Source organism: Nocardioides sp. (genome assembly GCF_035481145.1).
GTDB lineage: Bacteria > Actinomycetota > Actinomycetes > Propionibacteriales > Nocardioidaceae > Nocardioides.
In genome coordinates, this window is record NZ_DATIHB010000214.1 from 16,315 (window position 1) to 29,042 (window position 12,728).

11 protein-coding genes are annotated in these 12,728 nt (G+C 71.5%); 2 read left to right on the plus strand and 9 right to left on the minus strand.

The annotated features are described in order from the left end of the window. Window positions 1-196: 196 nt before the first annotated feature. From ndk to VLF38_RS17280, 3 genes are read right to left on the minus strand one after another with little or no spacing between them, the layout of a single operon-like run. Complete coding sequence (gene ndk, locus VLF38_RS17270; RefSeq protein WP_325272475.1) at window positions 197-616, minus strand: nucleoside-diphosphate kinase; 420 nt, start codon at window positions 614-616, stop codon at window positions 197-199. Further along, entirely contained in the window at window positions 613-1,107 is a 495-nt protein-coding gene (locus tag VLF38_RS17275) for a DUF4233 domain-containing protein (protein WP_325272476.1), read from the minus strand. Before VLF38_RS17275 ends, ndk begins: the two co-directional genes overlap by 4 nt. Next, window positions 1,104-2,573, minus strand: a complete 1,470-nt coding sequence (locus VLF38_RS17280; protein ID WP_325272477.1) for a bifunctional folylpolyglutamate synthase/dihydrofolate synthase — start codon at window positions 2,571-2,573, stop codon at window positions 1,104-1,106. Before VLF38_RS17280 ends, VLF38_RS17275 begins: the two co-directional genes overlap by 4 nt. Before the next feature lie 115 nt (window positions 2,574-2,688). On the opposite strand from VLF38_RS17280, the gene VLF38_RS17285 reads away from it, so the two are divergent. Then, window positions 2,689-4,575 carry a M48 family metallopeptidase gene (locus tag VLF38_RS17285; RefSeq protein WP_325272478.1) on the plus strand — a complete coding sequence of 629 codons (1,887 nt, stop codon included), beginning with the start codon at window positions 2,689-2,691 and terminating at the stop codon, window positions 4,573-4,575. Window positions 4,576-4,593: 18 nt separating this feature from the next. Here the strand turns inward: VLF38_RS17285 and VLF38_RS17290 are convergent, their stop codons facing one another. From VLF38_RS17290 to VLF38_RS17305, 4 genes are all read right to left on the minus strand, one after another. Next, entirely contained in the window at window positions 4,594-5,196 is a 603-nt protein-coding gene (locus VLF38_RS17290) for a PepSY domain-containing protein (protein ID WP_325272479.1), read from the minus strand. A 100-nt stretch (window positions 5,197-5,296) separates the two neighbouring features. Beyond that, on the minus strand, window positions 5,297-6,673 hold the full coding sequence (locus VLF38_RS17295) for a sensor histidine kinase (RefSeq protein WP_325272480.1): 1,377 nt from the start codon (window positions 6,671-6,673) through the stop codon (window positions 5,297-5,299). A 4-nt stretch (window positions 6,674-6,677) separates the two neighbouring features. Further along, window positions 6,678-7,355, minus strand: a complete 678-nt coding sequence (locus VLF38_RS17300) for a response regulator transcription factor (protein ID WP_325272481.1) — start codon at window positions 7,353-7,355, stop codon at window positions 6,678-6,680. A 50-nt stretch (window positions 7,356-7,405) separates the two neighbouring features. Further along, window positions 7,406-8,302 carry a GNAT family N-acetyltransferase gene (locus VLF38_RS17305; protein ID WP_325272482.1) on the minus strand — a complete coding sequence of 299 codons (897 nt, stop codon included), beginning with the start codon at window positions 8,300-8,302 and terminating at the stop codon, window positions 7,406-7,408. A 78-nt stretch (window positions 8,303-8,380) separates the two neighbouring features. Here VLF38_RS17305 and valS point away from each other — a divergent pair, with 78 nt between their 5' ends. Beyond that, window positions 8,381-11,023, plus strand: a complete 2,643-nt coding sequence (gene valS, locus VLF38_RS17310; RefSeq protein ID WP_325272483.1) for a valine--tRNA ligase — start codon at window positions 8,381-8,383, stop codon at window positions 11,021-11,023. A gap of 225 nt (window positions 11,024-11,248) precedes the next feature. On the opposite strand, the gene VLF38_RS17315 is transcribed toward valS, so the two are convergent. Then, complete coding sequence (locus VLF38_RS17315) at window positions 11,249-11,758, minus strand: hypothetical protein (RefSeq protein ID WP_325272484.1); 510 nt, start codon at window positions 11,756-11,758, stop codon at window positions 11,249-11,251. A 159-nt stretch (window positions 11,759-11,917) separates the two neighbouring features. Further along, window positions 11,918-12,728: ATP-dependent Clp protease ATP-binding subunit ClpX (gene clpX / locus VLF38_RS17320; protein ID WP_325272485.1), on the minus strand; the 811-nt coding region annotated here is incomplete at its 5' end.

Here is a 12,728-nt window from a genome sequence, read left to right on the forward strand (position 1 = left end):
CGGCCCGGCCGAACCGGTCACGCCCCCACGCCTGCACCACGCTAGGGCCCGATCTGGCGCCCCACCTCGCGAAGCGCCCATGATGGGTGACTCGTCACCGGAGATGACCCGGAGTGATCACGCAGGACTCTGGGGTCCGCGTCCACAGCGTTCTGGGGTGCCCTGCGGGTGCCCCGCAGGGCACCCCCGCCGGCGGTCAGAGACGGGGGAACCAGATCCCGATCTCACGCGCAGCCGACTCCTCGGAGTCCGAGCCGTGGACGATGTTCTGCTGGACCTTGAGGCCCCAGTCGCGACCGAGGTCTCCGCGGATCGTGCCGGGGGCGGCAGCGGTCGGGTCCGTCGCGCCGGCGAGGGACCGGAAGCCCTCGATGACGCGCTCGCCCTCGAAGACCGCGGCGGTGACCGGGCCCGAGAGCATGAACTCGACCAGCGGCTCGTAGAACGGCTTGCCCTCGTGCTCGGCGTAGTGCTCGGCGAGCATCTCGGGGGTGGCCTGCTTCAGCTCGAGGGCGACGAGCTGGTAGCCCTTCGCCTCGATCCGGCGGAGGACCTCCCCGGAGAGACCACGGCGGACGCCGTCGGGCTTGACGAGGACGAGGGTGCGCTGGGTCATGCGTCAGACCCTAGCGAACGCTGCCGGTCGCCGGTCTGCGCGGCCTGCTCGGCGTCCCAGGCCGCCCAGGCCTCGGCCTTCTCCCGCTCGATCTTGCCGCCGAGCCAGTACGCCGTGCCCCAGAGCAGCGCGAAGAGTCCACCGACCACGAACATCATCGGGACGATGAACCCAAGCCCGATCGCCAGGCCCTGCACGACGTGACCGGCCGGGTAGCCGAACGGTCGCTTGAGCAGGCCGGCCAGCAGGAAGCAGACGACCAGGAATCCCAGGCCCACCGTCAGGGCGAGCCACGTCGCCATGTCGGTGAGCGTCAGCAGGACGGGGGTGACGAGGCCGAAGGAGATCGCCTCGAGGGTCAGGATCGCGGCACACATGCCACGGCGGGCGCCGGTGATCTTGCGGTTGCCGTGTCCATCGACGTCACCGGAGGCGGCGTCGGCGGCGCTGCCGAGGACGCCGTCCAGCGGCCCGGGGTTGTTCTCGCTCATGCCTCGTCCTCCCAGCTGTCGGTGTCGACCAGCTTCGACTCCCGCATGGCGATGCGCTCCGCGGTCCGTGCGGCGGCGCGGTCGATCGAATCCTCCTGGTGCACCAGCAGCGCGCGCGCCTCGCCCACGGTCACGACCGATCCGGTGACGAGCACACCGCCGGCACCGATCGACTCGCCGAACGCCGCACCGGCTTCGGCGAGCGCGGCGGCGCGGTCGAGCGCGTCGGCCAGCGACGGCTCGACGGTGACCCGCTCCTCACCGAAGACCGAGACGGCGAGCCGGCCCAGGTCGGCTGCGGACATCGAGCGCGGCTGGGAGTTCTGCGTGCAGATCAGGTGGTTGAGGTGCGGCTCGAACGCGTCGAGGACACCCTCGACGTCCTTGTCGCCCATCACCCCGATCACGCCGATGAGCGGCTCGAAGGCGAAGGAGTCGGTCAGGGCCGCGGCCGACGCCGTCGCACCGTGCGGGTTGTGCGCCGCGTCGAGCACGATCGTCGGCGAGCGGCGCACGACCTCGAGCCGGCCCGGGCTGCTGGCCAGCGCGAACGCCTCGCGGACGACGTCGTCGGCGAGCGCACCCTCACCGAGGAACGCCTCCACCGCGGCCAGCGCGACGGCGGCGTTCTGCGCCTGGTGCGCGCCGTAGAGCGGCAGGAAGAGGTCGTCGTACCGGGCGCGGAGTCCCTGGATAGACAGGTGCTGGCCGCCCACAGCGGGCACCCGTGACACGACGCCGAACTCCATGCCCTCACGGGCGACGGTGGCACCGACCTGCGCCGCGCGCTCGAGGAGCACCGCGGCGACGTCCGCCGCCTGCTGAGCGAGCACGACGGTCGCGCCGGGCTTGATGATCCCGGCCTTCTCGCGGGCGATCTCGACGGGAGTGTCGCCGAGGTACTGCGCGTGGTCCATCGCCACCGGCAACACCACGGCGACCTTCGCGTCGACCACGTTGGTGGCGTCCCACGTGCCGCCCATGCCGACCTCGACCACGGCGGCGTCGACCGGGGCGTCGGCGAACGCGGCGTACGCCATGGCGACCACGGACTCGAAGAAGCTCATCGGGTGCGGCTGGGTCGCGTCGATGACGTGGAGATAGGGCGCGACGTCGTTGAACGTCGCCACGAAGGCCTCGTCGCTGAGCGGCTCGCCGTCGATGCTGATCCGCTCGCTCATCTTCTCCACGTGCGGGCTCGTGAAGCGGCCGGTACGGAGGTTGAGCGTGCGCAGCAGGGTGTCGATCATCCGCGAGGTCGACGTCTTGCCGTTGGTGCCGGTCAGGTGGATCACCGGGTAGGTGTCCTGCGGCCGGCCGAGGAGCTCGGTGAAGGCGAGGATCCGGTCGAGGCTCGGCTCCAGCCGGGTCTCGGGCCAGCGGGACAGCAGCGCGTCCTCGGCCTCCTGGAAGGTCTGGGCGGGGCGGCCTTCGGCCACGGGGAAGCCATCCGGAATGTCAGTCATCGCGCACCGAGTCTACGGAGCGTTCACCGATCCGCCCCCGCGTGCCCGCGCACGCCTCTACGATCCGGGTGAAACGGGCGGACAGGGGGTCTGCCCGCCGCCCCTGGAGCATCCTGTGAAGCACACCACCAGAGCCCTTCTCGCGCTCGCTCTCCTCGTCGGCTTCTACGTCTTCGCACTCGCCATCGTCCTGGGGCTGGTGTGGGGCGCTGTGGCGCTGACGAAGGCTGGTGTCAGCGGCTACGCGCTCGGCAAGCTGTGGATCTTCGCGCTCGTGATCGGGTACGTCGTCATCCGCGCCCTCTTCGGACGGCGCAAGAAGGCGAAGGGCGAGCCCCCGGGGATGCTCCTGACCGAGACCGCGCAGCCGGCCCTGTGGTCGGAGGTCCGAGCGATCGCCGACTTCGCGGGCACGCGCGCTCCGGACGAGATCCGGCTCGTCCCCGAGGTCAACGCCGCCGTGTCCGAGGAGGCGAAGTGGCTCGGCCTGATCAGCGGCACACGCCGGATGTACCTCGGCGTTCCGCTCCTCCTCGGCCTCTCCCGCGACCAGCTGCGCTCGGTCCTCGCCCACGAGCTGGGCCACTACAGCGGCAAGCACACCGCGCTGGGTGCCATCACCTACCGCGGCCAGGAAGCGATCGCACGCGTGCTCACCGGCCTGGGTGACTCGTGGACCGCGAAGCTCTTCTCCCTCTATGCGCGCCTGTACTACGCGGTCTCCCACACGGTCAGCCGCCGGCAGGAGCTGGAGGCCGACCGCCTCAGCGCTGCGCTCGTCGGCTCCGACATCGCCGCCGGCGCGCTCCGCGAGCTTCGTCCGATCGACAGCGCCTGGGGCTTCTACCTCGACGCGTACGCCGACCTCGGCAGCGCGGTCGGCCACCGACCGACCGACCTCTACGAGGGCTTCGCTGCCTTCCTGGCCAGCCCGACCCGTCAGGAGCAGCTGGCCGAAGTCCGCGCGGACGCCTCCGAGGGCCCGCGGAGCGTGTTCGACTCACACCCGCCGACCAGCGAGCGCGTGCGCCAGCTCCAGGCCATCGGGCAACCCTCCGCCGCCGACACCTCCGGTCCGGCCATCTCCCTGATGGCGCCCGGCACCCTCGTGCTCGCCCAGGATGCGCTCTGGGAGGGCGACCGGCGGGCGGCCGCGCCCCTCGAGGCGATCGTGCCACTCGTTGGCGCTGACACCGTCCACCACAATGCCCGCGTCATCCGGGCGCAGCTGCAGGCAGCCGGCGCATCGCCGGACCTCGCAGGTGCACTCGCCATCTTCCGCGAGGGCCGCGCCGCTGACCTGATCCGGCCGCTCCACCCGGACGGCGACGACGACGCCCTGCGCAACGCCGCCGGCCGACTGACGGGCGACCTCGCCGCCAGCCAGCTCGTCACGGCCGAGCGAGCCGGCCACCGGCTCAACTGGGACGGCGACTGGCGTTTTGCCGATGCTGCCGACGTCGAGGTGAACCCGTGGCAACCGGCGATCGCTGCGGCCAACGACCCCACCGCGGTGCCGGCGTTCACGGAGTGGCTGGCCGTCCGCGGCGTCGACCTCGAGGCGCCGGCCGACCTCGAGGTGACGCTGCCCGGACGCGACCTTCCTCCCGCGGATGAGCTGCTCGCGGCGTGCGCCCCGGTCGGTGGGCGCTACCGCACGCTGGTCGTCCTGGGCGAGGGCGTCGCGGTCCGCAAGGCAGGCGTCGCCGACCGGATCGCCGTCGGCAAGACGGCGGTCGTCGGCAACGCCGGCAAGGCGCTGATCAAGCAGGCACTCAAGGAGGGGGTGGACGGGCTGCTCGCCTCGCCCCACACGACGCTGCTCCGCTGGGACGAGATCACCGCAGCGACGTACCGGGAGAAGATGCTGGACCGCGGCGTCCTCACGTTTACCGGTGCCGGCGGCGAGCACACCGTCAAGTTCATCGTGGAGACCGAGCAGGTCGGCGACCCGGTCGCCGCGATCGAGCACTTCCTCGGGGACCGTTTCAGCCGTCGGTGAGGCGGACCGTCCGCGACGTCAGTCGCGGACGGAGTCGAGGACGGCGAGCTGCGCGTCCAGGGTGACGTCCCAGTCCCGGCCCTGCGCGTCCCGCACCTCGACCTCCCACGCGGTGCCGGCGTCGTCGGAGCGGTCCACGTCGACGGCCTTGCCGCCAGGGACGGCGCCCGCGGCCGCAGCACCGACGCGCTGGCGCTCCTCGGCGGTCACGGGCTGCTCGTCGGCCTCCCGGGAGCCTTCCGCGCCGTCGTTCGCTACGTCCGCGCGGTCGTCGTAACGGCCGTCGTCGCGGTCGTCGTAACGGTCGTCGTCCCGGTCGTCCTCGGCCGCGACGACCACCTGGAACGCCTCATCGAGGACGACGTCCCAGGCCGTGCCCTCGGTGTCGACGACCTCGAGCTCGTAGTGGCGGTTGCCGCCGTCGTCGTCGACCTCCGCCTCGAGCACCCGGCCGCCGCCGACCTCGGCCAGCGCAGCCTCCTCGGCGCGCTGGCCCTGGCTGCCGGTGAGCCGCTCGTCGTTCTCGGTGACGGCCCAGGCGACACCGCCGCCGATGCCGAGCACGGCGACTGCGGCGATGGTCGGGACGATGATGCGCTTGCGAGGGATCTGGATGCCCATGGACTCACTCCGTTCGGTGTCCCGGGCGCTTCACCCGGGGTGGTGGCACCACCGTGCCGGGACATCGCTGAAGGAGGCCTGAAGTCGTCTGAAGGCGCGTTCAGGAACGCTCAGGAGCCGGCGGAAGCTCCACGCGGAACCGCGCGCCGCCTGCCACCGGGCTCTCGACCGACGCCGTGCCGCCGTGAGCGGTCGCCACCTCACGGACGATGGCGAGCCCGAGGCCGGAGCCACCCGCGTCCCGGGTGCGGGCCTCGTCGAGCCGGACGAACCGGTGGAAGACCTTCTCGCGGTCAGCCTCCGCCACGCCGGACCCGTCGTCGTCCACGAGGAGCTCGACCCGTTCGCCCGCCCGCAGGGAGAAGGCGACGCGGGTGCGCGCATGTCGTACGGCGTTGTCGGCGAGGTTGCGCACCACCTGCGCGAGGGCGGCGGCGTCACCCACGACCCGGGCCGCCTCTACGTTGCGACTCTCCACCTCGAGGTCGGCACGGAGCCGGCGCAGGCGGGACGCCTCGGCGAGCACGACGTCGTCGAGGTCCACCTCGGTACGCCGTGCCCCGCCCTCCGCGGTGCGGGTGAGGACCAGCATCTGGTCGACGAGGATCTGCATCCGCGCGGTCTCGTCGAGCACGGCTGTCACCAGGTCGTCGGGCGCGACAGCAGCGGGATGGGCCCGGGCGACCTCGGCCGTCTGGCGCAGGCCGGCCAGGGGCGAGCGCAGCTCGTGGGAGGTGTCGGAGACGAACTGCCGCTGCCGGACGGCCGACTCCTCGAGCCGGTCGAGCATCGCGTTCATGGTCTGTGCGAGCCGGGCGATCTCATCACGGGACGGCGGCACCGGCACGCGCTGGTGCAGCCCCGCCGCGCTGATGCCGGCCACCTCGGACCGGATCCGCTCCACCGGACGCAGCGCCCGCCCCACGACCACCCAGGTGGTGCCGGCGACGAAGAGCACCGCCAGCGGGACCCCCACTGCGAGCACGGGGAGCAGCGCATCCAGGGAGTCCTCCGCGTCCTCGAGCGACGAGGCGACCGTGACGAGGTACCGCTGGCCGTCCGGCCCTTCCGCGATCTCGACCTCCACGGTGTACCGGTCCTCGTCGAGGGTGGTGCGCCCGCCCGTGCGAGGAAGGTCGAGGCCTCCCGTGCCGGCAGCCGCCACGACCGCACCCCCGACGTCGACGACCTGCCAGGCGAGGTCGCTGACGTCGTCGTCCTCCGGGTCCTCGTCCACCGCCGGCAGGGCCCGCGCACCGGCCGTGCCGATGGTGCTCGCCAGGGACTCTGCGCGGCTCTCCGCCGCCGACTCGGCGGCGTTCGCGAGGGAGGTGTAGAGCCCGAGGCAGAGCACGACGCCACCGGCAGCGAAGGCGACGAGGGCGACCAGGCCGGCCGCACAGGTCGCACGCAGCCGCACGCCTCCGCGGAACCCGGCGTGCTCGCGCCGGCTCGTCACCTCGTCCAGGGAGGCCACCACCTCAGCCCCCGTCGCTGGCGAGCCGGTAGCCGGCGCCGCGCACGGTCTGGATCGCCTCCCGGCCGAAGGGCCGGTCGAGCTTGTTGCGGAGGTGCCTCACGTAGACCTCGACGATGTTGGGGTCGCCGTCGAAGTCGTCGTCCCAGACCGAGTCCAGCACCTGCCGCTTCGAGACCACGTCGCCCTTGTGCCGCAGGAAGAACCCGAGCAGCGACATCTCCCGCGACGTGAGGGAGAGCTCGGTGTCACCACGCCAGGCGCGGCGCTGGGCGGGGTCGAGCCGCAGGTCACCGGCCTCCAGGACGGTGGGGCGCTCCCGCGCGCCGCGCCGCGCCACCGCTCGCAGGCGCGCGACGAGCACCGCGAAGGAGAACGGCTTGGTCAGGTAGTCGTCTGCTCCGGTGTCGAGGCCCTCGACCTGGTCCCACTCACCGTCCTTGGCCGTGAGCATGAGGATCGGGGTCCAGTTCTCCTCCGCCCGCAGGGTCTCGCAGACCCTGTAGCCGTTGACACCGGGGAGCATCAGGTCGAGCACGATCGCGTCGTAGGCGTTCTCGCGCGCCAGCCACAGGCCGTCGGTGCCGTCGTGGGCCACGTCGACGGCCATCCCCTCGGCCTCCAGACCGAGCTTCAGTGAACGCGCCAGACGACGCTCGTCATCGACCACCAGCACCCGCATGGCGTCATCGTGCCCGACCCCACCTGAACGCCCCCTGAATCATGCCGTCCTCACGTCAGGACGAAGTTCGCCATGTCCACCAGCGGCTCGTAGCCGATCCGGGCATAGAGCGCGTTGCTGATCGGGTTCGCGAGGTCGGTGAAGAGGCACGGGACGTCGCCGGCCTCGAGCACCCGTTCGGTGAGCGCAGCGACCGTCGCTCCGGCGTACCCGTGACCGCGGTGCTCCTGCGGCGTGTAGACCGGTCCGATCCGGGCCACGCCGAAGCTCGGCGGGTTGAGGGCGGTCAGATGGGTGGGCTCGCCGTCGACCTCCCACAGCCAGATCTGGCCGTCCTCGAGTCGGCTCCGCATCTCCTCCGGCCGCGGGACCTCGCCCGCGTGGCTGCCTGCCGGCCGGCCTGCTTGCGCGTCCGCCTCGGCGAGGAACGCCGCGAACCACCGCCGCGCGAGCCCCAACTCGGCGAGGGTCGCCTGGCGGAGGCGACCCTCCGGCTCCCTCGGTCGTACGACGCGCGGCGCCTGGTGCAGCCGCGACTGCACGGCGACCTCGACCCGCTGGCCGGTCAACCGCGCGAGCTCATCAGCACAGACCCGTGTGGCGGGCAGAGCACCGTTGAGCGCCAGCACCTCCTCGCCACGTTCGACGAGGGCCCGGGCCAGGGCGACCGCCGCCTGGTCGGGCATGGGGAGGAGGAAGAGCGGTCGTGGCGTGAAGGGGGCGCTGCGCATGCCCGCGCCGACGACCTCCGGACCGTCCCGCACCACCAGCCACCAGTCGTCAGCTGGCAGGGCGAGGCCCGACCGGACTGCGGCGAGCCCTCGCTGCGCCATCGTCGCCACGACCGTCCCGATCACCGGCTCGCGGGAGAGCCACTCCCCCGCGGTATCGAGGAAGGCGGAGGGCGAGGTGAGGAAGTCGAGTCGTACGCCGCGGTCGGTGGTCACGCCCTGCACCTTTGCACCCCGTCCCACCTGCGCCAACCCGTTTTCGCAGGCCAGCGCCGCCGCCGTAAACTCCCGCGCATGACTGAGACTCCCCAGAACGCCGCCCCCGAGACGACTGAGGACGCCGTCGTCGGCGCCAGCAGCGTCATCGCGGTACCGGAGAAGCCGGCGCTGGAGGGCCTCGAGGCGAAGTGGGCCGCGCAGTGGAAGGCCGACGACACCTACAAGTTCGACCGGTCGCAGCCGCGCGAGAACGTCTACTCCATCGATACCCCGCCGCCGACCGTCTCCGGCTCGCTCCACGTCGGCCACGTCTTCTCCTACACCCACACCGACGTCATCGCCCGCTTCCAGCGGATGACCGGCAAGAGCGTCTTCTACCCGATGGGCTGGGACGACAACGGCCTGCCGACCGAGCGGCGCGTGCAGAACTACTTCGGCGTCCGCTGCGACCCGTCGCTCCCCTACGACGCCGACTTCCAGCCGCCGGCCAAGCCCGACCCGAAGAAGCAGATCCCGGTCTCGCGCCCCAACTTCATCGAGCTCTGCGAGCAGCTCGTCGAGGAGGACGAGAAGGTCTTCGAGTCGCTGTGGCGCACCCTCGGCCTCTCCGTCGACTGGAACGAGACCTACACGACCATCGGCCAGAAGGCCCAGGCGGTCTCCCAGAAGGCGTTCCTGCGCAACTTCGCCCGTGGCGAGGCCTACCTGCAGGAGGCGCCGACGCTGTGGGACGTCACCTTCCAGACCGCCGTCGCCCAGGCCGAGCTCGAGTCCCGCGAGTACGCCGGTGCGTACCACCGGGTGGCCTTCCACGCGCCCGACGGTTCCCCTCTCTTCATCGAGACGACCCGCCCCGAGCTGATCGTCTCCTGCGTCGCGCTGATCGCCCACCCCGACGACGAGCGCTACCAGCACCTCTTCGGCACCACCGCCACCTCGCCGGTCTTCGGCGTCGAGGTCCCTGTCCTCGCCCACGAGGCCGCCGAGCCCGACAAGGGTTCCGGGCTGGTCATGTGCTGCACCTTCGGTGACCTCACCGACGTCACCTGGTGGCGTGAGCTGCAGCTCCCGGTGCGCACGGTCATCGGCCGCGACGGGCGCCTGCTGCGCGAGACCCCGGAGTGGCTGTCCGGAGACGGCGCTTCCCGTTACGAGGAGCTCGCCGGCAAGACGACGTTCTCCGCACGCGAGCAGATGGTCGCCTTCCTGCGGGAGACGGGCGACCTCGACGGCGACCCGAAGCCGACCCAGCGCATGACGAACTTCTACGAGAAGGGCGACAAGCCGCTCGAGATCGTCGCCACGCGCCAGTGGTACGTGAAGAACGGCGGGCGCGACGCCGACCTGCGCGACGCCCTCGTCGAGGATGGCAAGCAGATCGACTGGCACCCGGCCCACATGCAGCACCGCTACGACAACTGGGTCGGCGGCCTCAACGGTGACTGGCTGATCTCGCGCCAGCGCTTCTTCGGCATCCCGTTCCCGGTCTGGTACTCCCTCGACGCCGAGGGCGAGCCGGACTACGCGAACCCGATCGTGCCGACGGAGTCTGAGCTTCCGGTCGACCCCTCGACCGATGCGCCCTCCGGTTTCGAGGCGGCACAGCGCGGCAAGCCCGGTGGCTTCATCGGCGACCCCGACGTCATGGACACCTGGGCCACGTCCTCGCTCACCCCGCAGATCGCCGGTGGCTGGGAGACCGACCCCGCCCTGTGGGCAGCGGTCTACCCGATGGACCTCTGCACCCAGGGTCACGACATCATCCGCACCTGGCTCTTCTCGCGCGTCGTCCGCGCCCACCACGAGGACAACTCGGTGCCGTGGAAGCACGCGATGCTCTCCGGCTTCGTGGTCGACCCCGATCGCAAGAAGATGTCGAAGTCCAAGGGCAACGTCGTCGTCCCGACCGAGATCCTCGACAAGTACGGCGCCGACGCCGTCCGCTGGCGCGCTGCCATGGCGCGCCCGGGGCTGGACTCGCCGTTCGACGAGTCGCAGATGAAGGTCGGGCGCCGCCTGGCGATGAAGGTCCTCAACGCCTCCCGCTTCGTCCTCGACAGCGAGTTCGGCGTCGGCGCGACGGTGGTCAACCCCGTCGCCGTGACCGAGCAGGTCGATGTCGCGCTGCTGGGCCGCCTGGCCGGCGTCGTCCGTCGTGCCACCGAGGCGTTCGAGGGCTACGACTACACCACCGCCCTCGAGGTCGCCGAGAAGTTCTTCTGGGAGTTCTGCGACGACTACCTCGAGCTGGTCAAGGAGCGCGCCTACAACCGCGAGGGCACCATCCCGGCTGCTGAGCAGGAGTCGGCCAAGGCCTCGCTCGCGCTGGCGCTCCACGTCCAGCTGCGCCTGCTGGCGCCGTTCCTCCCCTACGTCACGGAGGAGGTCTGGTCATGGTGGCAGCAGGGGTCGGTCCACCACGCCACGTGGCCGACCGTCCTCGAGATGGGCTCTGCCGGCGCCGCGGACGGCTCGGCCGTCGCGGTGGTCGCGTCGGCGCTGGGGGGCATCCGTGGCGCCAAGTCGCAGGCGAAGGTCTCGATGCGCACCGAGCTGGCCCGGGTCGAGTTCGCCGGTCCCGCCGAGGTGCTCGACATCGTCCGTGGCGCAGAGGCCGACCTCTGCGCGGCCGGCAAGATCACCGGTGACGTCGTCTACACCGAGGCGGAGGGCGACCTGGTCGTCACGGCCGAGGTCGCGGAGCAGCCCGCCTCCTGACCTCCGGCCGTACGCCGAGACGGCGCGGACCTGCAGTCAGACCCCGTCGAGGCGGCGTGAATTCACGCCGCTTCGGCGGGGTCTTCGCGTGGGTCCGCGCCGCTTCGGCGGGGTCTTCGCGTAGGTCCGCGCCGCTTCGGCGGGGTTGGTGCGTGAGTCCGCGCCGCCTCGGCGGGGTTTCCCTGCAGGTCCGCGCCGCTTCGGCGGGTTGGAGGAGGGAGTCGGTCAGCGGCGGCGGGCGGCCCGGTGGGCCTTGCGCACGTCCTTCGCGGAGCTCCGCTTGGCCTTGCGCACGTCCTTCGCGGAGGCCCGGTGCGACGTGCGGTCGACCGAGGCCCGCTCCTGAACCTTCGACGGTCCGGTGGTGCGGAAGCCCTGGGTGGCGGGCTCGATCGTGACGGGCTTCGCGACCCGGCTCCTGGCAGATGCGGAGCCCGTGGAGCTGATCGCAGCACGGGTGGCCTCCTGCTGGGCAGGGGTGCGGGCGGCGGGCGCGGCGGCGACTGCCGGGGCAACCGCCGCGCTCACGACGACCGTGCTCAGGTCACCGACCCGGTCGGCCAGGTGCTTGGCTGCCAGCGTCACGGGCGCGCCGTAGGTCCACCCCGGGCGACCCGTCTGGGCGATGGTGTCAGCGACGGGCGTCGAGGTGCTCAGACCCTGCGCGAGGACCACGACGGCAGCCGCGCAGAGCGCGGCGTAGGCCGTCATCGGCCGGGCATGCGTGGCGTCCATGTCGTCCTCCCTCAGGTCCTCCTCGACCAGTGTCCTCCGTTCGGAGGTCAACCAGTCGGCTACCGCCCGGAAATGGCCCGAAAGGACTAGGACGTGTCCACCGCCGGCGCGAGCATCGCCCGGTAGCGGCGCCGGCAGGACGGAGGAGGGCGCCTCGGGTCAGGCCGACTTCTTCTTCTTCGGCTCCTCGTCGCGGGGCACGAGGGTCGGCTCGACACCGTCAGTGACGACCTCGCCGGTCACGACGACCCGCGCGATGTCGCCACGGGAGGGCACGTCGTACATGACGTAGAGCAGGGTCTCCTCGATGATCGCGCGGAGGCCGCGCGCACCGGTGCCCCGCTCGAGGGCCTTGTCGGCGATCGCCTGCACTGCCTCATCGGTGAACTCCAGCTCGACGCCGTCGAGCTCGAAGAGCCGCTGGTACTGCTTGACGAGGGCGTTCTTCGGCTCCGTCAGGATCTGCACGAGCGCGTCCTGGTCGAGCTTGGAGACGGCCGCGATCAGCGGAAGTCGACCGATGAACTCCGGGATCAGGCCGAACTTCGTGAGGTCCTCGGGACGGACGAGGGAGAGGAGGTCCTGGGCCTCGCGCTCCTCCTGGCCGCGCACCTCGGCGGTGAAGCCGAGCGACTTCTTGCCGACGCGCTGCTCGATGATGTGCTCCAGGCCCGCGAACGCGCCACCGACGATGAAGAGCACGTTGGTGGTGTCGATCTGGATGAACTCTTGGTGCGGGTGCTTGCGACCACCCTGCGGCGGGACGGAGGCGGAGGTGCCCTCGAGGATCTTCAGCAGGGCTTGCTGCACGCCCTCACCGGAGACGTCACGCGTGATCGAGGGGTTCTCCGCCTTGCGGGCCACCTTGTCGATCTCGTCGATGTAGATGATGCCGGTCTCGGCCTTCTTGACGTCGTAGTCGGCGGCCTGGATCAGCTTGAGCAGGATGTTCTCGACGTCCTCGCCGACG

Bases quoted from the DNA above. Each gene is read 5' to 3' on its own strand.
- VLF38_RS17300 (WP_325272481.1), bottom strand. From the start codon at position 7,355: ATGCGGGTGCTGGTGGTCGATGACGAGCGTCGTCTGGCGCGTTCACTG.
- ndk (WP_325272475.1), bottom strand. From the start codon at position 616: ATGACCCAGCGCACCCTCGTCCTCGTCAAGCCCGACGGCGTCCGCCGT.
- VLF38_RS17280 (WP_325272477.1), bottom strand. From the start codon at position 2,573: ATGACTGACATTCCGGATGGCTTCCCCGTGGCCGAAGGCCGCCCCGCC.
- valS (WP_325272483.1), top strand. From the start codon at position 8,381: ATGACTGAGACTCCCCAGAACGCCGCCCCCGAGACGACTGAGGACGCC.
- VLF38_RS17290 (WP_325272479.1), bottom strand. From the start codon at position 5,196: ATGGGCATCCAGATCCCTCGCAAGCGCATCATCGTCCCGACCATCGCC.
- VLF38_RS17275 (WP_325272476.1), bottom strand. From the start codon at position 1,107: ATGAGCGAGAACAACCCCGGGCCGCTGGACGGCGTCCTCGGCAGCGCC.
- VLF38_RS17315 (WP_325272484.1), bottom strand. From the start codon at position 11,758: ATGGACGCCACGCATGCCCGGCCGATGACGGCCTACGCCGCGCTCTGC.